The organism is Sphingomonas larreae, from assembly GCF_051400595.1.
GTDB lineage: Bacteria > Pseudomonadota > Alphaproteobacteria > Sphingomonadales > Sphingomonadaceae > Sphingomonas.
Genome location: NZ_JBLFFI010000002.1, coordinates 42,776 through 60,773 on the forward strand (window position 1 = coordinate 42,776; position 17,998 = coordinate 60,773).

Below are 17,998 nucleotides of genomic sequence, written 5' to 3' on the forward strand. Positions count from 1 at the left end.
GATGAGCTACTGCCGTCCGAAGCGAGTGCGCGCGCGGCGTAGCGCTGCGGCCGCCGATTCAGCAGGTCGAGTGCAGGAGTGCGCCGACCGCGCTATCGAGCGCGAGCGTGTTGTACAGATCGACGGCGGCGCTCGTCTCCAGGACGTGCACGGCGATAGCCGCGCGTGCGAGCATGGCGAGCGTCTCGGGTGCTGTCTTCAGCCGCAGGTGCATGCCTCTGCTGAGGACCACAACCTCGCTGCCGTTGTCGATGAGCTCCTGCACGTCGGCGGGCTGGATACCCGGCTCATGTCGCGTCCCGGTCTCGCGCCAGTCCCACTCGCGTCCGCCACCAGGATAGAGCTTGAGGTCGCGCGCGCGGGGAAGTCCTTCCGCCTCAATTGCCCCCCAGGACAGATGGTTGATCCTCGGGGATGGTCTGACGGGCATGTCAACGCTCCTCGGTTTTAATGCAACGCACGCCCACCTTGCCGCTTGTAGCAAACACCGCCGCGAGAACCATGTCGAGCATTCGGTGCTGGCCACTCACGAGCGACCTTTGGCAGCGTGCGCGCCGAACTCGAGAGACACAGATCCGCTCTCCCTGTCTGCGGCCGATTGTATCCGCCGGTAAGGCCGGCTTCAGCGACGATCGTCTGCTCAGCGGGCCAGCATGTGTTGCTGCACCGCCGGACCTGCCCCTGCGTAACGGCGCGAGGGCGCTTGATGGCCTCGCTAGCCGCCGCTTTTTGACAATACGAACGCGGCGAGGAAGCCGATCACCGCGATCAGCCCCGAATAGTCGTGCGTCGCCTCGGTGGCCTCGGGGATCATCGTGTCGACAAGCATCGCCAGGATCGCTCCCGCGGCGACGGCCGTCACGGCAGCGATGATATCCGGGCTACTGCCGGCGAGGGCGACGTTGCCGACCAGCGCCGCAATAGCTGAGGCGATGGCGATCCCGCCCCACACGCCGAAAATATATGCCGCACCACGGCCCGAGGCCTTCATGCCCGCCGCGCTGGATAGGCCCTCGGGCACGTTCGACAGGAACACCGCGCCGACCGTAACCGCGCTGACGCCGCTGCCGCCAAGCAAGCTCACACCGATCACCACCGACTCAGGGATGCCGTCGAGCAGCGCACCGATGGCGATGGCAGCGCCGGAATTGCTCTGCGCGTCGGGCTGGCGCTCGTTCGGGTTGGAGCCTGAGCGTTTGCGATGCCGCGCGCCACGCCGCGAGACCATGATGTTCGCGGCGGTGTAGACGATCGCTCCGCCGAGAAAGCCAGCGGCCGTCGAGTCGAAGCCGCCGCGCTTGAAGGCTTCATCCATAAGGTCGAACGCGACAGCGGAGATCAGCACGCCAGAGCCGATCGCCATGATCGACGCGATCAGGCGCTGTGGCAGCGAGGCGACATACGCGACCGCAGCGCCAAGGACGAGCGCGGAACCGCCGACCAGACCCCAGAAGAAGGCTTCCCACATACCGGCACTCGCCCGCTCGCAGAGAATGACGGAAAACGAACGACGCGATCAATGGATCGCTCCGCGTGTAGTAAGTTCCTGATCTGGAGCGTCTTACGCATCCGGGCCATGGGTGGAGCATAGCCGTTGCCCTTTGCCAATCCGCCGGACGTGTGTTCGTTCGCTACGGCGGTAGCAGCGCCCAGGGCAGAGCATAGCACGCTTCGCTAACCCGCTGATCGAGTGTATCCGTGGCCTGCCGAACGGCTCCGCCGCCCTGCTGGTCGCGTGGTAGAGAAAAGGGGCGAACTGATCGCTCTGCCTACATAGAAGCATCCGGTGTTCGGAGGCGCAAGCGCCGCGCCGCCCAGTTCGCCCTCAGGTGAGCGCCCCGCCGTCTATGTTCAGGATTGTGCCGGTGATCTGCCGGGCTGCGGGCGTCCCGAGAAAGGCGACCGCTGCGGCGACATCCTCCGGCTGACCGAAGCGGCCAAGTGGAATGAGGCTTCGCTGGAAATCGGCGAAGTCACCGTCCTCGGGGTTCATCTCCGTGTTCGTCGATCCCGGCTGAACGAGGTTCACGGTGATGTCGCGCGAACCCAGCTCCTGCGCCAGGCCGCGCGTGAAAGATTGGAGTGCCGACTTGGTCATGTAATAGACGGTGCCAGTGGCGCCCACGATCCGGTCCGCGCCGGCCGAACCGATATTGATGATGCGAGCCCCTGCCTGAAGATGCGGGATCGCCGCCTTGGTAGCGAGCACCGGCCCCCGGACGTTGACCGCGAGGAGAGCGTCTAGGTCCTCGACGATGAAATCGGCGATTCTATTGTAACGTGCGATTGCGGCATTGTTGACGAGGATGTCTAAGCCACCCAGCATGTTCGCGGCTTCATCGACCGAACGCTGGATTGCCGCCGGGTCGGCACTGTCAGCCTGGATCGCGACGGCCTTGCGGCCTTGCTTCTCGATGTTCGCTATCACCGCGGCGGCTCGCTCCGCCGATCGCTCATAGGTGATCGCCACATCCGCACCCTTGTCGGCCAACGCGATCGCGATGGCCGCGCCGATGCCTCGCGAGCCGCCTGTGACGAGCGCCCGCTTGCCAGACAGTTCCTGCACAATCGAGTCCTTTCTATATCGTTCGACACAGAATAGGTGTGCGCTTTGCAGGCACTCGTCAATGGATTATATATCGATCGATGCAGAATGTGGCCGAGAACGATGCGAGGATCGAAGCGGTGCGCCGTGGCCGTCCGCGCGCGTTCGATCGCGAGAAGGCACTGGCTGCTGCGATGCATCTGTTCTGGCGCAAAGGCTATTCCGCGACCTCGATCTCAGATCTGACGGCGGCGATGGGGATCGGCTCGCCCAGCCTCTATGCAGCGTTTGGTTCGAAAGAGGCGCTCTACGCCGAAGCGCTGGAACATTATGGCCGCATGCACGAAGCGACGGCATGGGATCGCTTCTTCGGGGCGGAAACGGCGCGCGAGGCAGTCGAGGCTTTCCTCCGGGACACGGCGGCAGGGCTCATCAAGGCCGCAAACGGTTGCATGGTTACCTTGTCCGCAGTCGGAGCCGAAGGGAATGAGGAGCTGGGCGCGCTCGTCGCCTCCGCGCGCAATATCACTCTCACGCGGATCAAAGAGCGCATCGAACAGGCGAAGGCGGCGGGGGAGATCGACCGATTGGTGGATACCCATGGCCTAGCTCGCTTTGTGCAGACCGTGCAAAATGGCCTGTCGCTCATCGCGCGCGACGGAGCAGGGCTCGACGAGCTAACCGCTGTCGTCAATACAGCCATGCTGGGGTGGGACGCCCAGATGCGTGAGCGACCGCTCGGATAGCGCTCTCACATCCGCGGCATGCTTCGAAAAGGCGCTTGCGCGAGGCTGTTCGTACCGTCTGCGAGCATTCATGCTGGGCACGCATGACGTAGAAAGGGGAAGCCTGGCGCGTCAGCCAAGCTACCCCCTTTGATACGTGCACCCAATCCATTTCTAGGATTGCTGCGGATACTTACTTCTCGCCGTTATCTTTCACGCCGACGACAGGCACATCAACCTCGGTCTTCTTGGTGCCGACCACGACCTCCTTGCTATCGAGGTCGACCTTGGGAAGAGCGCCGGCCTTTGTGCTGACATCGACCTTGGGAAGCTTGCCGCCTTTCACGTCAGCGCTCCAGAAGCCTGTCGCGAATAGGAGGAGAACCACAAGCAGGATCACGCCGGCGATGACGGCTAACGTCCGACCAGCACCACCGCGGCGCACGACCACGCGATCATCAGAGGCTCGATAATCAACCATGTTCCCTCTCCTCAATTCCCTGCTTTACGACACTCAAAACCCGGCTCGGGGTGGCTTGTTCCAGTCCCGGAATGGTGCAAAATGACTGGCTTGAAGCCCGTTCTGACTACGGCAAGGTGCCGTAAACGCGATGCCGACGTCCGCGCGGACGAAGAACCTCCTTCGGCCCGTCGCATAATTCATCGCGCTGGGGCGATCAGTCACCAGCATCCGCGTGACCCCATGATACGGACCGACGTTCGTTCCAAACGACCATCGCTCGAACTCGACTTGTGAGGCACGTGTCCTTGATTGGTCATCGTGGCGTTCGGACTGCTGCGGGTGCTTGTCCGAGACCATCCGCGACCTGTCCCGGCAGAGCCGTGCTGCCGCGGACTGGTTCCGGCTCGCGCCGCATTGCTTCGATGGCGAAAGCAATCGTCACGATCAGCAAAACCGCGATCAGGCCGTAAAGGCACTTTCCCATCAGACCGGGCCGCTCGCTGCCGCTCGAAGGTTGCATGTCCACGTCCGATCGTGACTTTATAAGTGTGGTCGAGCGAGGGTAGTCAACCCTGCTCGGGACGCGACCGCGTCTGCTCGGCGTCACCGGCTGCTGCCTTGCCGGTCTCCAGCACGTCAGCGGCGACGTGCCTGACGCTTTCGGCCAGCTCACCGCTCTTCAGCGCGGCCACGGCTTCTCCGATCGGGCGATCCGCCGTGAGGCCTTCGCGGGCGGCGCTGTCGCGAGCCGTATCCAATGCCTGGTTGACGACCTGACCGCCCTTGTCGGCCAGTTCCTGCGCCGCGTCACTGGCTGCCGCTTTTAGCTTACCAGCGGTTGCGCCAAAGGCTCTCTCTTCCGTCTCGCTCGTGGGAAGAAGCGAGCCGACGATCAGACCGGCCACCGCGGCCAATCCACCTAGTGCGATGGGGTTCGACGTCAGCGACGAAATGTTTGCTTGTGTGTTCTGGGCCATGTTGCCGGATCCTTGTTGGAGGTTGTGGGCGTGGCGGCCAAGCTGACCAGTGATGCTGGAATAGGCATGCGCGACACTCGCGCCCGCATGTTGTGAGACGTCGCTCAGCCCATGCCGCGCCGACCTGACAGCGCTCTTGATCCGGTCTGCGTAAGAGCCAGCTGGCTCGTCTTGATGGCGCTCGATGCCGAGAACCGAACCGCGAACTGCGTCAAGGCGTTCGCGATACGCATCCTCATGCTCATCGTGTGCGCGGACCACCCGGCTCTCGGCAGAGCGCAGCCGCATGGAAAGCTCGTCGGCTTCGATGCCGTGGGCCGTTCCGTTCGGCTCCCTGGTTGCCAACAACCACACGAAACCAAGACCAACCAGGCCGACCGCCAGCGGGTTCGCTTTGGCCTTGTCGATCAGCCGCCCGGTGAAGGCAGCCCCGTCGTCGCCGCCCAGATGGGCAAACGTGTCATTGACGATCTGGGCAGGCGCCATCTTGCCCTGCAACGCGTCGAGCCTCTGGTCCAGCCGCTTGCGGGTCTGTGCCAGATCCTGCTCGATCTGGTCGGTGTCGGACAGCTCAGCGTTCATCAGATATGCTCCTTGACGATGCGGGCATCCGCGCGAACGCTCGCGACGGTACGGTCAGGCTTGAGGTTCTGGAGCGATAGCTTGGCCAGCGCGCTTCGTGCGATGAGCGCGCCGACCAGCACGATCACGACGCCGACGATCAGCAACGCTGCCCATGTAGGCATCCAGTTCGCCAGCAATGCCGCTCCGCCCTCGAGCAAAACGACAAGACCCGCGAACGCGACCAGAGCTCCCCCGACGACCGCGATCGCGGCTGTCACGAGCCCGTGAAGCTTCTGGTCAAACTCGGCGCGGGCCAACGCCAGCTCGCCGCGGACGAGATCCTGCAGATCCCCCGCGAGACCGGTCGCGATGTCGCCGATGCTGTGGTCTGCTCGAGGGTCAGTGGCCGCCATGACCCACCTCCGGCAGCGACGGAAGGTCAGCACGGCTCACATCCGCGGCCACTATTTTGCCGAAGCGTGCCAGCGCAAACCCGCCGATCAGGGCTGAGCCGATGAACATGGTGGGTCGGCGCTGGGCGAAACCCTGTAGCTGGCGGGCAAGGTCACGAAGGTCGGACTCCCGCAGGGAGGACGCCAAGGCGCCCAGCTCGGTGCCCCCGCGCGCAATGGCACTGGCGATCCAATCCTGCTTGCCAGCGAACTGCTCGCTGCTTTTGCCGAGGCTTTCTGCCAGCTCCTCAAGCCGGTCGGCCACTCCGCCCTTTTGCGCAGCGGCTGCACCCGCGAGCCGGTTCTTCACCTTGCTCGCGACGCTTTCCGCCGCGCCGGCGGCACTTGCCGAAGAGGCCGCCGGCTCAGGCATCGAACCGAGCGCCGGCGACGCTTCAATCCCGCCGGCGACCGATGCCGTTCCGACAGAAAAAGCGCTCTCATTGCGCTGCTGCCCCAAGTTCGTGTCAGTCATGATTCACACTCCGATGGCCGCGGCCGCCGCACTCAGCGGCGACGTGGGTTGAGGGGTTACTTGCGCAGCGCGTCTGCCTGTGCATCGAGGCGTTCTGCCTGCTGCTTGGCGTCACGGCGCATCTTCTTGGCCTGCTGCTCGAGCGCAGCAGCGCGCTCGTCCGCGGTCGCCATGACGGCGTCGGCTTGATCTTCTGCTGCGTCGGCTTGCGCCTCGATCGCCTTGGCCTGGTCGCGCGCGGTGCGATCCTGGATTTCGCCCAGCCGCTCTGCGGGACCATCGTCAAACACGCCGCCGGACCGGTTCGCTGCGGCGTCCGCTCTCTCGCCTGCCTGTTCGCGCGGGCCATCACATGCTGCCACGAGCAAGCTGCCAAGCAGCGCGACAGCGAGGATACCTCTTCTCATATCAGCTCTCGTGAGATGGTGACACGTGGCAGGAAGGCGCCCGCGCAGAATGGGACCTGCGCGGGCAGTCTGTTCAGAAGCGGTCGGACGTCGAGCCTAAGCCGGTCCGGTCATCCCGATCGAGGTCGCTGTCGCGCTCGACCTCGACATCGGTACGGCGAACGGTGTCGTCGATGCTCTCAACATGTTCCTCGGCAGTTTTGGAGACGACGACCTCCTCGACGACCCGGGCGCTCTTGCCGACAACCGCCTCTTCGCCGGTAGCCGTCATGTCGATCGTCCGCTCACGAAAGGCGTCCGTGTCGGCCGCCGAGAGGGGCAGATCGACCCGGCGACGCTCGACGTCGACCCGCTCGTTGCGGAGGCGAACCTGCTCATGCACCGGCGTCTCGGATACGTACGAGCGCACCCGCACGCCGCCGCGGCTGACGTCGCGCTTGCCGACGACCAACTCCTCTTCGACGATCGGGATCACCTCCTCGCGTTCGCCGCGAACGCCGTCACTTTGATGATCGCTCCTCAGCGCCGATGCGGTACCCGCCAGCCCGACAGCGCCGGCATTGCCATAGTCCCAACCCGACGCGCGCCACTGGCTGGAACGATCATCGATATCGACCGTGTCGGCCTCCTCAAGGATGCGGACAGCCTCGTCGACGCAGTCGTCATCGACATCGGCGGTGAGCAAAGTTCCACCGCGACGCACGCCTTCTTCGTAGACGTGACGGTCCTCGTCGGGAGCGAAGGCGTTCTTGATCGACTCCCAGAAGCCGGGCTCCTGCTGGCTGGAGTAGCCGCTCTCACGATGCCCGGCGCTCGTCTTGTCATGAAGGTGAACGTTGTCGGCGTGAACGCGAGCAGCCTGCAGCCGCTCCTTGGCCGCTTCGGCCTCTGCGCGGTGGTCGAACAGCGCGGTGATGGTGGTCGCCATGATTACTCTCCTTGTGAAGCCTGTAGGTTGATCAGCGCGCCGTCACGACGAGCTCGGTGCGGCGGTTCTCGAAACGCCCCTGAGCGGTGGCGTTGGTATCGACGGGATCGGCTTCGCCGCCTGACGCGGTGGCGATCCGGCTCGCATCGATGCCCTTGGCGACGAGCGCAGCCTTGATCGCGTCAGCGCGTGCCTTGCCCAGCGCGATGTTCGCCGGCACAGCACCACGTGCGTCGGCGTAGCCGGCGACACGAATGCGCGCGTTCGGATATTGCTGCAGCGTCCGAGCAACTTGGTCGACCTCGGCTGCGTCAGCGGGCCGGATGGCGCTCTTCGCTGTGTCGAAGTTCAGCTTCTCGAACGTGAAGGTGCGCGGCGCGGGCTCGCTGCCCCCGAGATAGGTGCCGAGAGCGGACGTGCCTGCTGCCGCAACCGAGGTCGCAGCGTTCGGCGTGGTCGCAACGACAGAGCCGTTTGCGATGGCGGTATCGGCGGGCGAGGGCGCAGCGGCGGGGGCGACTGTCGCTTCGTCCCGGTCGCAACGGCTGAGCGCTACCAGCAGCGCAAGCACGCCCAGCGCGAGGAGAAGCCACGGCAGCCAGTTGACGCCCTTCTTCTTCTCAATGTGAATATGGCTGGGAGCGCCATCGCGGTGGTCACCGGTCGGTCCGGTCATTCAATTCCTCCTGCTGATCTGAGGCGGTTCGCTCGACGGCGACGCGCGTGCGGCGAAGGATCGTCGGCACTTCCACGGGTTCGACCGCTACGAGGCGACGGATGTGCAGTTCCTCGACAAGAAAGAGGCGCTTTTCGACGACGAGCCGCTCTTCAAGAACAGGCACGATGGTGACATCGCCTTCCTGCCGCACGGCGGGCGTCTGGTCGACTTGTACCCCGATCGGGACCCGACTGATGTCGAGCTGTTCGCGCGTGAGATCCTCACGCAAGGTCACCGCGTCTTCTTGTGCCCAGGTGTGTACGGACACACGCTCGGTCTCGACCCGGCGCTTGGCGATCCACGCCTCTTCTTCCACGATCGGTATATGTAGATGGTCGGCCATGGTGCGCCCTGCTCATTCGGGCGGCTCAACAAGCGGTCAGCGCGATCGGTCCCAAATTGAGGCAGATCAGGAGCTTGCCGTATAGTAGATCGATACCATGCGTGGTGGTGCAAGCGCAGACGAAGTCCTTTGCCGCGGGAACTAGGTGCGCGGGCCAGCGCTTGCCCGGAATGGCTGCACCTCTTCCCACTACCCTTGCCGGCGGCACGCTGCGGCATCTCGAACAGCTGATCGATGGGCTGACAGCCGGTGTCGTGCTGATCGACCTAACTGGCGCGATCATCTGGTGCAATGATGCAGCGCTGGCCATGCATGGGGTGGCCGGGCCCGAGGGCTTGGGAAACACCGCCGACGAGTACGTCAGGCGCTTCGCGCTTATGCTGCCGAACGGCCAGCGCCTGACCGGGCGTGAATATCCGATCATGAGGGTCCTGGCTGGGGAGAGCTTCCCGGATCTCATCGTCCACGTGGCGGCGACCGGCGCTGACGAGCCGCGGTGGATGCATCACGTGCGCGACGTGGTCATGACGGGCGACGACGACGAACCGGACTGCCTCGCGCTGGTGATCCAGGACCTTTCGGAGCAGGGTGAGGCGGAGGCGCGCTTCGAAGCGATGTTCCAGGCGAACCCTGCGCCCGCCCTCATTCTGCGCCTGACCGACCAGCGGTTCGTCCGCGCCAATCGCGGCTTCCTGGAGATGACGGGCTATCCCCGATCGATGCTGATCGGGCGCAGCCTGCATGAGCTCAACATCCTGCGCGAAGCAGACCGGGCGGAGGTTGCGCAGCAGCGACTGCGAGAGGGAAAGACCATCCCACAAATGGAAGCCGAGCTGCCGCTGCCGGACAACCGCACAAAGCTCGTTATCCTCGCAGGGCAGCCGATCGAGATCGGTGACGACAAATGCATGCTGTTCACCTTCGCCGATCTCGAGCCGCGCCGGACGGCCGAACGTGCCCTGCGCGATAGCGAGGCGCACTTTTCAACGCTTTTCCGCATGGCTCCGGTGGCCATGGCGCTGACCTCGCCCGATGGTCACCGGATGATCGAGGCCAATGACGCATTCTGGCAACTGACGGGATATAGCTCGGCAGGCTTCCTCGGCCGAGCCGCGGGTGATCCGGAACTATGGGCGGATGTCAGCGAGCGAAACGCAGCGGAGGCAGAGATCGAGCGGGCTGGGGGCCTTCGCAATCGCGACGTGCGCTTGCTCGATGCGCGCGGCAACCCGGTGGACTGCCTTCTCTCCGCCGAACGGATGGCGCTTCGGGGCGAGCGCTGCACGCTTTGGTTGTTTCAGGATATCACCGAGCGGCGCAGCACGGAGGTCGACCTGGTCAATGCGATCGAAGCGGTGATGAAGGACGCGAAATGGTTCAGTCGGTCGATCATGGACAAGCTCGCCTCGATCAAGAATCCGCCTCGCGCCGGGCGGGACGCGCAGACGTCACCGGAGCTGACGGCGAGGGAACGGGAGGTTCTTGGCCTTGTCTGCGAAGGCCACGACGACAAGGCCATTGCAAGTCAGCTTACGCTGTCAGCAAATACGGTGCGCAACCACGTTGCAAGCATCTACGCCAAAATCGGCGTGAACCGTCGTACCGCCGCTGTCGCCTGGGCGAGGGAAAGAGGTCTCGCCTGATGCCGCTGTGCGCCGCCTCGACGTCGAGTTGAGGCCGGCGCCAGCTGCCTTCCACCATCATCAACCGTCGGCATGACCACTATTACTGTAGCATCCCGCCGAGCATGTCGGGCGCGCAATTGAGATCGCCGGCGACAGCATCACGCGAGAGCAGACGATCGCCGCGCTGCGCGGATCGGGCAAGGGGCCGGTGATATCCTTTACGATCCCGATGTTTCTGCGCGCCAGATTGCCCGAGGACTTCCGGCTCATGTTCGAGTGGATCGCGCGCGAGGGCTTCCGCGGCGACCTGCCTGCGCTGCGTCGAACCCATCCCGGCTTGCTAACACTGCCGTCCTGGTCAGCTCTGCCCGTGGCCGCCTGACCCAACCCGCCGGAATAGGAGAGGCACGATGAACGGGCTCGCTCAGGAGCATTTCTTGCGCGCGTGCACCTTCGCCGGCTTACTGGTTGGCACCGGTGAACCGGGCCGAACAGGAGACGTGAGATGAGCGGTGCGACAGCAGGGCAGGGCCGGATCGTGCTCGTCGGAGCTACGGGCGACCTGGGGCTGCGTATTGCTCGGTCACTGGCGAAACGGAACGCGGACGTGCTGGCGCTGGTCAGACAGGGCTCGGAGGTGTTGGCGCTGTCCGGCACCGGCGTGACCGTACGAACCATCGACTTCGACGATGCAACTGCCTTGCGCGACGCGCTTAGCGGCGGTGCCTGCGTCGTTTCGGCGCTGAACGGCCTTGAAGAGACGATCATCGACCTGCAGGGTCGCGTGCTGGACGCCGCTGTCGCGGCAGGCGTCCCGCGCTTCATCCCGTCCGACTATTCACTCGACTTCACGAAGACAGAGCCCGGGCGCAATCGCAATCTCGACCTCAGGCGTCGGTTCATGGCCAGGGTTGACGCCGCTCCGATCCGGGCGACCTCGATCCTGAACGGCGCCTTCGCCGATCTGCTGTCCGGCCAGGCACCGATCGTGCTCAAGGGGCCAAGGCTGGTGCTACATTGGGGTCGTCTTGACCAGCCGCTTGACTTCACGACCAAGGACGACGTCGCGGCCTACGCTGCTGCGGCCGCGCTCGACCCGGACACGCCACGCCTCCTGCGGATCGCGGGCGACGTCGTCAGCCCACGCGAACTCGCTGCGACCATGCAGTTGCTGACCGGGCACCGTTTTCGGCTGGTCCGGCCGGGTGGCGTGCCGGTGCTGAGCGCAATGATCAGCGTGACTCGCCTGCTCGCTCCACAGCCCGGCTCGGTTTTTCCTGCGTGGCAAGGCATGCAGTACCTGCGCGACATGATGGAAGGGTGCGGCAAGCTCACGCCCCTCGACAATGACCGCTACCCGGACCTGACGTGGACCAAGGCACGCCAGGTGCTTGCCGACCCGACCATGCCGCACCCGGCTCGCTGAGCAGCCCGCAAACTGCATGAGGCGGCGGATCGTCGGAGGGAACCGAAACGTAGCGCTTGCCGCCGTCGCGCCGACCCGACGTCGATGTTGACCGCGCCGGTGTCAGCGATGCTCAGGTGAGCGAATAGCCAGTCCGCTGCGACCGGCTCAGCATGCGGTTCGCCTCCTCGTCGCCGATGAAACGCTCCGCTGCGGGATCCCACTTCAGTCGACGTCCGGTCTTCATAGCGGTCCAGTGCAGTAGGCAGGTGGAACAGGCGCGATGGCCGATCTCTGCCGGCGCAGAGACCGGGCCGCGCGTGCGAACGGCGTCGAGCCAGTCGCGATGCTGTTCCGGCGTCTTGCGCAGCTGGACCTCGCCTGGTCCGATGACGCTGTCGAGGATCTTGGGGTCGCTCGCCACCAACGGGACGATCTGCGGCCCGCCAGGATCGCTGGCCGTCACGGCACCGCTGCGGGTCACGAAGATCCAGCCCTTGTCACCGATAAGCTTTACCCCATTGGGGAACGTGCCGGAGATGGTCATCAGCACGCCATTGGCGTAGCGGCCATGAGTTTCGAACGAACCATGGACGTCCCACAGGCCGCCTTTAGGGAACTCGGCCTTGCCCCAGATCTCGATCGGCCCGGTGAGCTCGGTGTCCATGCCCCAGTGAGCGATATCGATGTGATGCGCTCCCCAGCCAGTGATCATGCCGGCGCCGAACTGCTCACAGCGCAGCCAGCCCGGGCGCGCATCGATCGAGTCCTGCGGATGGACCCGCATCTCGGTATAGAAGACCTCCGGCGTGGAGCCGAGCCAGGCGTCGTAGTTCAGGTTCTTCGGAATCGGCATGGCCGGCGCTTCAGGTCCGGACGGATCGCCCGGCAAGCCGATCTCCACCCGCTCCAGCTTTCCGATGCGTCCGTTGCGGACGAGCTCGCACGCGCGGCGGAACTGCGGCCACGGTTCCGATCCGCGCTGTTGCGATCCGATTTGCAGGATTCGGCCCGATGCCTTCACCGCGTCGGCCATGATGCGCCCCTCGCTGATCGTCAGCGATGCCGGCTTCTGCAGGTAAACGTCCTTGCCCGCACGCACCGCGTCCACCGCCAGCCGGGCGTGCTGGTGGTCGGGCGTGGAGATCAGGACGGCATCGATGTCCCTGTCCGCGAGCAGGGCGCGGTAATCATCGTGACCACGCGTGCCCTTGTACGGCTTTCCCGACTGGGCCGCATAGGCGGCATCGACAAACTGCTGCCCGGATGCGAGCCGCTTCGTGTCGAGATCGCACACGGCGACGATATGGGCGTCATTGTGACGCAGCACTTCCTTCATGTCGTGCCCGCGGCTGATACGGCCAACGCCGACGGCACCGACGTTGATGCGCTTGCTAGGCGCGGCGGCACCCAGCACGCTTGCCGGGACGATCGCCGGAAAGGCCATCATCACCGCGCCCTTGATTGCGCCACGCCGCGTGGTTGCCGCCGTCATCGGTCCTCCCCTTGCTTCTTGCTATAACAGGTCAGGTGGCGTTCTGCTGCGTCTGCACAAGCCCGGCGGCGAGAAGCGCGCTGTCAGACACGATCCGGTGCACAGAGCCTGCGTGCTTCATGCGGAACTCGGCTTGTGAGACATGTGAGATATTTCGGTCGGCCTCAGGTCAGTGGAAGCGCTCACCGCGCGCGAGCTGCTCGAGGATCTGCTGCATTCTGCGAGCCCGGGTCTCCGGTCGCTTGGCCGTCTGAAGGCGGTAGTAGATCGGATATAGGTTTTTGCGGTCGAGAGTTCGAAAGAACGCCTCTGCCTCCGGCAGGGCCGCCAGCGCGTCCAGAAGTCTTGCGGGATGACCATTGTGGCCGAGCCCTCATAGGCAGTGTCCCAACGTCCTCCTGCACGCGCGGCCTCGACATGGGCGAGGCCGGCCGGTGTCATGCGACCTTCAGCAATCAGCCGCTCGGCATGATCACGGTTTCTGGCGGACCAATTGGATCCTGGCCGGCGTGGCGTGAGGCGCTGGAGGTACGAGCGCTCGTCGCCAGCCTTCTTCAGCCCGTCGATCCAGCCAAAGCGGATCGCCTCCACGACGCAGTCGGTCCACGTGACAGAGCGCTGCCCGGAGCCTTCCTTGTAGATGCGCACCCAAAGCTCTCCGCTGCTGGGGTGATGCTCGGCGAGCCAGCCGGCGAGATCCGCAGGAGTCTCAGAGGCGAGCACCTCGGCGTGAGCGAGCGTCATCACCTGAGACTAACCAGGAACGGTCTTGCTGAGAAGCGGCCCGTTGCCGCCTCTTTCCTGCTGCAGCATGTGGCCGGCCGAGACCATGAGCCAGATGAGCAAGCGGCGGCTTTGCGGAAGCGCACCACGGGTGCCTCATGACTGTTTCTGGGTCTCGGCGGGCGCCACTCAGCTGACCCGCCGAGCGTATCGATCTGTCGCTGAAATTAAAGCGTGCAGGGTGTCCGGTTCGCTGAAGGAGTGGCCGGCGCCCTCAATCAAACAATAGTCCGCCTCTGGCCAAGCCCGATGCAGGTCGTGCGCGGTACGAGGCGGACACACCATGTCGTAGCGGCCCTGCACAATGGTCGCCGGGATCTGCCGCAAGCGCACCGCATCGGCGATGAGCTGGCCCTCCTTCAGCCAACCTCCATGAACGAAGTAGTGATTTTCGATCCTGGCAAAAGCCAGCGCGAAATGCGGATCCTTGAAGCCGGCGCTCGTCTCGGCATCGGGCAACAGGGTTATGGTCCGCCCCTCCCAGATGCTCCACGCCTGGGCGGCCGTGAGACGGGTCGTTTCATCGGCCGAGGTCAGGCGCCGGCGGTAGGCACCGCGCAGATCGTCTCGCTCCTCCAGCGGGATGGGAGCGAGGAACGCTTCCCAGAGTTCCGGGAACACTTCGGAGGCGCCAAACTGATAATACCAATCGAGCTCGGCCCGGCGCAGCGTGAAGATTCCGCGCAGCACCATTTCGCTGACGCGATCGGGATGCGTCTCGGCGTAAGCGAGCGCCAGCGTCGATCCCCACGAGCCGCCGAACACCAACCAGCGATCGACCCCGGCCATTTCCCGCAGTCGCTCCATGTCGGCCACCAGATGCCAGGTCGTGTTTGCCTCCAGGCTGGCATGCGGCGTCGATCGCCCGCAGCCTCGCTGATCGAACAGCATAACGTCGTACAACGCCGGGTCGAAGAGACGCCGGTGGCGCGGCGAGATGCCGCCACCCGGCCCGCCATGAAGGAAGATGGCGGGCTTCGCTCCCGGCGTGCCGCTGCGCTCGTAGTAGACGCGGTGACCGTCCCCCGCATCCAGCATCCCGGTCTCGTAGGGCTCAATCGGCGGGTAGAAGCCGCGCCGGGTGCTCGGGTCAGTCATCGGCCTGTGCGCCCTGAAGTCGCCGCGGCACGAGGCCGAGCGAGGCTCCGGTCGAGGCCTCGATTGCCCGCGCCATCAGGCCGTGGTCGGGCGCGCGGGCGCAAGCGGGATCGGTCGCGGCGGCATCGCCTGTCATCGCCAGCGCCTGGCAGCGGCATCCGCCCCAATCAATCTCGCGGCGGTCGCAACTGCGACACAGCTCCGGCATCCAGTCGGTGCCGCGGAAGCGCCGGAACGCGTCCGAGTCGTCCCAGATCGCACTCAGCCGCGTCTCGCGCACAGACGGAAAGGTGAAGCCCGGCAGCGTCTCGGCAGCGTGGCACGGCAGAGCCTTGCCCGATGGCGACACATTGATGAAGCGGTTGCCCCAGCCTCCCATGCAGGCCTTGGGGCGCTCCGCATAGTAATCGGGAACGACATAGTCGATTGCTATTCGTCCGCTCAGGCGTGTGCGGGCCGCCGCGACCGCGGCGTTCACCGTCTCCAACTGCTCGCGGCTCGGCAACAGAGCGCTTCGGTTCAGTAGCGCCCAGCCGTAATATTGCGTGTGCGCAATCTCTATGCGCTCCGCTCCCAGCGCTTCGCCGAGCTCGAGCATGTCGTCCACTCGGTCGACATTCTGACGGTGGACGACGAAGTTGGCGGTGAGCGGAAGTCCCGCGTCTCGGATCCGCGCCGCCGCCGCGAGCTTCTTCTCATGACCGCCGCGATAACCGCCGAAGCGGTCGGCTGGGCCGGCGAACGCATCCTGGAAGCTCAGCTGGATGTGGTCAATTCCCGCAGCGAGCAGAGCCGCCATCGCCGCGTCGCTCAGCAACACGCCCGACGTGATGATGTTGGTGTAAAGCCCGAGCCGCGCGGAATGGGCAACCAGGTCTGTCAGGTCACGCCGTGCCATCGGCTCGCCGCCGGAGAAGTGGACCTGCAGGACGCCAAGCGCAGCGGCCTGGTCGAGCACCGCCGCCCACTCCGATGTACTCAGTTCGTCCTTGGGAGAGTCGAGCGCCAGCGGGTTGGAGCAATAGGCGCACTGCAAGGGGCAGCGGTGGGTCAGCTCCGCGATCAACCCCATCGGCGGCGCTGCGCGGCTCATAGCTGCACGGCTCCGCGGATAGACAGGTCCTGCAGTGCCGCGGTGACGTCAGTGGCGATCACGTCGCGCGGCGCCTGGAAGCGCCCGGCGAGATCGTCGACGATGATGTCGATCGACCTTTCACCATCGATCAGCTTCAGGATCTCGACCGCGATTTCGTCGGGCATGAACAGCTTCTCGGGCGCGAGCAGCACCCAGGCCTGACGCACCGCATCGAAGCGGAACTTGACCCCTCGGCGAAAGCTAGGAACCCGGCTGCCGACGCTCATGGCACTTCCGGCACGAAGGCGCCGGGTGGAACGACTTTCGGCGCGACATAGGCAAGGTACAGCCCGTCGAGCTGGCACCACAGGACGTCGCACTTGAAGCGGAGTGCGGCAAGCACCGCCTCCTGCTTCTCCGCCGTGTCCGCGTGAGCCTTGACGTAGGCGAGGGCCCAGTCGCTGTCCTGTGTGGCCTGCGCCAAGCGCGGGGTGAAATAGGCGAGCGTGTCAGACGTGATCCACGGGTAGCTGGCGAGCATGCCCGACACCCGTTCAGCGATGATCGTCGGCGAGAACAGCTCGGTCAGCGAGGAGGCGACCGCCTCCAGCAGGGTGCGGTCGCGCACGAAATGAACATAGGCGTCTACCGCGAACCGGGTCTCCGGCAGGATCGCGGTTGCGCCCTCGACCAGCACCGGGTCGAGCCCCACGCCCTCCGCGAGCTTCAGCCATCGAGCGATGCCACCCGGGTTGTCCGCGGTCCCGTCATGGTCCTCGATCCGACGCCGCCACTCCCGTCGCTCGGCCGAGGACGGCAGGCGGGCCATCAGGATCGCGTCCTTCGCGGGGATCGATGCCTGATAATAGTAGCGGTTGAGCGCCCAGGCCTGCACCTGTCCCCGGCTGAGCTCGCCGCCGTGAAGAAGACGGTGGAAGGGATGATGGATGTGGTAGCGCTCGGCGCCGATCGCGCGCAACGCCGTCTCCAGCTGGTCGGGGGAGAGGATGTCGCTCACAGCTCGAGCCGCATTCCGTCGTACCCGATCTCCCACCCGGCCGCCTCGGCTTCCGCCCTCTCGGCGGAATCAGCCAGCAGCACGGGGTTGGTGTTGTTCATATGGATCAGGATCCTGCGATCGGCGGCAATCGATCGGAAGGCGGCTATCGTGCCCTCCGGTCCGCTCAGGCTCATGTGCCCCATGCGGAGGCCGCTCTTGGTTCCGGCGCCGGCCGTGACCATCTCGTCGTCACGCCACAACGTGCCATCGAAGAAGACCACGTCAACACCGTCCAGCCGCTTCGCGAGCGCAGGCGTGAAGGCGGCACATCCGGGTATGAAGATCATCCGAGCTCGACCCTGCGCGATCTCGAGGCCGACCGTCGTTCCATCGACCACGACCGGCTGCATTCCCTCGCCCTCCTCCATGTAGAGAGGCGCCTTGCCTGGAACTGCGAACAGGGTGGCGCTAAGCCCGCCCGCCAGGGCAAAGGGTACGTCGAGCGTCTCGACGGGCCGGGTGACGACATCGCGCGCCAGCACTTCGAAGACGGGATTGCCGTCGAGGATGCCATGGACCGCCGCCGTGGCATGGACGGCAAGCGGTTGACGCTCCCGCAACGTCAGCAGGCCGGCGATGACGTCGACGTCGCCGCCCGTCAGCACCACGCCGGCGATGGGTGAGTGCCGCGGACCCGCGCGAGGATGCAAGTCGGCGGTGCGTTCGATCTGCTGGCGGAGATCAGGCGCGGCGTTGAGAAGGTACCAATGTTCGCCATCGCCGCTAACGGCGAGGCTTGCCTGAGTGCGAGATGGCGCGGCCGGGTCGCCGGCGCGAGCGCGACGGCAACCCGGGCCGTTCGAATTCCATTGGGGGAAGCCGCCTCCAGCGGCCGCCCCCAACACCACGACCTTCACCTG

Annotated in this window: 23 protein-coding genes; 3 read left to right on the top strand and 20 right to left on the bottom strand. The window is 65.2% G+C overall.

Translation table 11 applies throughout. The annotated features are described in order from the left end of the window. Positions 1-58: 58 nt before the first annotated feature. From ACMGDM_RS08455 to ACMGDM_RS08465, 3 genes are all read right to left on the bottom strand, one after another. A complete protein-coding gene (locus tag ACMGDM_RS08455; RefSeq protein ID WP_436803697.1) occupies positions 59-430 on the bottom strand; it encodes an Mth938-like domain-containing protein in 372 nt (123 codons plus the stop codon). A gap of 285 nt (positions 431-715) precedes the next feature. Next, the gene (locus ACMGDM_RS08460) at positions 716-1,468 is read right to left on the bottom strand and encodes a ZIP family metal transporter (protein WP_436803698.1); all 753 of its coding nucleotides are present in this window, start codon (positions 1,466-1,468) and stop codon (positions 716-718) included. 357 nt (positions 1,469-1,825) lie between these two features. Continuing rightward, positions 1,826-2,566 (bottom strand): SDR family NAD(P)-dependent oxidoreductase, encoded by a 741-nt coding sequence (locus ACMGDM_RS08465; RefSeq protein WP_436803699.1) that lies wholly within the window; start codon positions 2,564-2,566, stop codon positions 1,826-1,828. Between the two features lie 80 nt (positions 2,567-2,646). On the opposite strand from ACMGDM_RS08465, the gene ACMGDM_RS08470 reads away from it, so the two are divergent. Then, a complete protein-coding gene (locus tag ACMGDM_RS08470; protein ID WP_436803700.1) occupies positions 2,647-3,291 on the top strand; it encodes a TetR/AcrR family transcriptional regulator in 645 nt (214 codons plus the stop codon). 172 nt (positions 3,292-3,463) lie between these two features. On the opposite strand, the gene ACMGDM_RS08475 is transcribed toward ACMGDM_RS08470, so the two are convergent. From ACMGDM_RS08475 to ACMGDM_RS08515, 9 genes are all read right to left on the bottom strand, one after another. Then, positions 3,464-3,751 carry a hypothetical protein gene (locus ACMGDM_RS08475; RefSeq protein ID WP_436803701.1) on the bottom strand — a complete coding sequence of 96 codons (288 nt, stop codon included), beginning with the start codon at positions 3,749-3,751 and terminating at the stop codon, positions 3,464-3,466. A gap of 295 nt (positions 3,752-4,046) precedes the next feature. Beyond that, a complete protein-coding gene (locus ACMGDM_RS08480) occupies positions 4,047-4,259 on the bottom strand; it encodes a hypothetical protein (RefSeq protein ID WP_436803702.1) in 213 nt (70 codons plus the stop codon). A 40-nt stretch (positions 4,260-4,299) separates the two neighbouring features. Beyond that, on the bottom strand, positions 4,300-5,292 hold the full coding sequence (locus ACMGDM_RS08485; protein WP_436803703.1) for a DUF3618 domain-containing protein: 993 nt from the start codon (positions 5,290-5,292) through the stop codon (positions 4,300-4,302). Next, positions 5,292-5,687, bottom strand: a complete 396-nt coding sequence (locus ACMGDM_RS08490; protein WP_436803704.1) for a phage holin family protein — start codon at positions 5,685-5,687, stop codon at positions 5,292-5,294. Before ACMGDM_RS08490 ends, ACMGDM_RS08485 begins: the two co-directional genes overlap by 1 nt. Then, positions 5,674-6,201, bottom strand: a complete 528-nt coding sequence (locus tag ACMGDM_RS08495) for a hypothetical protein (protein ID WP_436803705.1) — start codon at positions 6,199-6,201, stop codon at positions 5,674-5,676. The genes ACMGDM_RS08490 and ACMGDM_RS08495 overlap by 14 nt, the downstream gene beginning before the upstream one ends. A gap of 56 nt (positions 6,202-6,257) precedes the next feature. Continuing rightward, positions 6,258-6,491 (bottom strand): hypothetical protein, encoded by a 234-nt coding sequence (locus ACMGDM_RS08500; RefSeq protein ID WP_436803706.1) that lies wholly within the window; start codon positions 6,489-6,491, stop codon positions 6,258-6,260. Positions 6,492-6,681: 190 nt separating this feature from the next. Beyond that, on the bottom strand, positions 6,682-7,536 hold the full coding sequence (locus tag ACMGDM_RS08505; RefSeq protein WP_436803707.1) for a YsnF/AvaK domain-containing protein: 855 nt from the start codon (positions 7,534-7,536) through the stop codon (positions 6,682-6,684). A 31-nt stretch (positions 7,537-7,567) separates the two neighbouring features. Further along, complete coding sequence (locus tag ACMGDM_RS08510; RefSeq protein ID WP_436803708.1) at positions 7,568-8,212, bottom strand: OmpA family protein; 645 nt, start codon at positions 8,210-8,212, stop codon at positions 7,568-7,570. Then, positions 8,193-8,597, bottom strand: a complete 405-nt coding sequence (locus ACMGDM_RS08515; protein WP_436803709.1) for a YsnF/AvaK domain-containing protein — start codon at positions 8,595-8,597, stop codon at positions 8,193-8,195. Before ACMGDM_RS08515 ends, ACMGDM_RS08510 begins: the two co-directional genes overlap by 20 nt. A gap of 101 nt (positions 8,598-8,698) precedes the next feature. On the opposite strand from ACMGDM_RS08515, the gene ACMGDM_RS08520 reads away from it, so the two are divergent. Beyond that, a complete protein-coding gene (locus tag ACMGDM_RS08520; RefSeq protein ID WP_436803710.1) occupies positions 8,699-10,240 on the top strand; it encodes a PAS domain S-box protein in 1,542 nt (513 codons plus the stop codon). An 82-nt stretch (positions 10,241-10,322) separates the two neighbouring features. Here the strand turns inward: ACMGDM_RS08520 and ACMGDM_RS08525 are convergent, their stop codons facing one another. Then, entirely contained in the window at positions 10,323-10,553 is a 231-nt protein-coding gene (locus ACMGDM_RS08525) for a hypothetical protein (RefSeq protein ID WP_436803711.1), read from the bottom strand. Positions 10,554-10,727: 174 nt separating this feature from the next. Between ACMGDM_RS08525 and ACMGDM_RS08530 the strand changes: the two genes are divergently transcribed. After that, the gene (locus ACMGDM_RS08530) at positions 10,728-11,648 is read left to right on the top strand and encodes an NmrA family NAD(P)-binding protein (protein WP_436803712.1); all 921 of its coding nucleotides are present in this window, start codon (positions 10,728-10,730) and stop codon (positions 11,646-11,648) included. A gap of 112 nt (positions 11,649-11,760) precedes the next feature. Here ACMGDM_RS08530 and ACMGDM_RS08535 read toward each other — a convergent pair whose 3' ends face one another. The 7 genes from ACMGDM_RS08535 to pqqB form a co-directional block, all read right to left on the bottom strand. After that, positions 11,761-13,122 (bottom strand): Gfo/Idh/MocA family protein, encoded by a 1,362-nt coding sequence (locus ACMGDM_RS08535; protein ID WP_436803713.1) that lies wholly within the window; start codon positions 13,120-13,122, stop codon positions 11,761-11,763. 117 nt (positions 13,123-13,239) lie between these two features. Further along, positions 13,240-13,866 (bottom strand): YdeI/OmpD-associated family protein, encoded by a 627-nt coding sequence (locus ACMGDM_RS08540; protein ID WP_436803714.1) that lies wholly within the window; start codon positions 13,864-13,866, stop codon positions 13,240-13,242. Between the two features lie 168 nt (positions 13,867-14,034). Continuing rightward, complete coding sequence (gene pip / locus ACMGDM_RS08545) at positions 14,035-15,003, bottom strand: prolyl aminopeptidase (RefSeq protein ID WP_436803715.1); 969 nt, start codon at positions 15,001-15,003, stop codon at positions 14,035-14,037. Then, positions 14,996-16,096, bottom strand: coding sequence for a pyrroloquinoline quinone biosynthesis protein PqqE (pqqE, locus tag ACMGDM_RS08550; protein ID WP_436803716.1), 1,101 nt, complete (start codon positions 16,094-16,096; stop codon positions 14,996-14,998). Before pqqE ends, pip begins: the two co-directional genes overlap by 8 nt. After that, a complete protein-coding gene (pqqD, locus tag ACMGDM_RS08555) occupies positions 16,093-16,365 on the bottom strand; it encodes a pyrroloquinoline quinone biosynthesis peptide chaperone PqqD (protein WP_436803717.1) in 273 nt (90 codons plus the stop codon). Before pqqD ends, pqqE begins: the two co-directional genes overlap by 4 nt. Then, positions 16,362-17,096: a pyrroloquinoline-quinone synthase PqqC gene (pqqC, locus tag ACMGDM_RS08560; RefSeq protein ID WP_436803718.1), complete on the bottom strand. Its 735-nt coding sequence runs from the start codon at positions 17,094-17,096 to the stop codon at positions 16,362-16,364. The genes pqqD and pqqC overlap by 4 nt, the downstream gene beginning before the upstream one ends. Next, positions 17,093-17,995, bottom strand: a complete 903-nt coding sequence (gene pqqB, locus ACMGDM_RS08565; protein ID WP_436803719.1) for a pyrroloquinoline quinone biosynthesis protein PqqB — start codon at positions 17,993-17,995, stop codon at positions 17,093-17,095. Before pqqB ends, pqqC begins: the two co-directional genes overlap by 4 nt. Between the last annotated feature and the right edge of the window lie 3 nt (positions 17,996-17,998).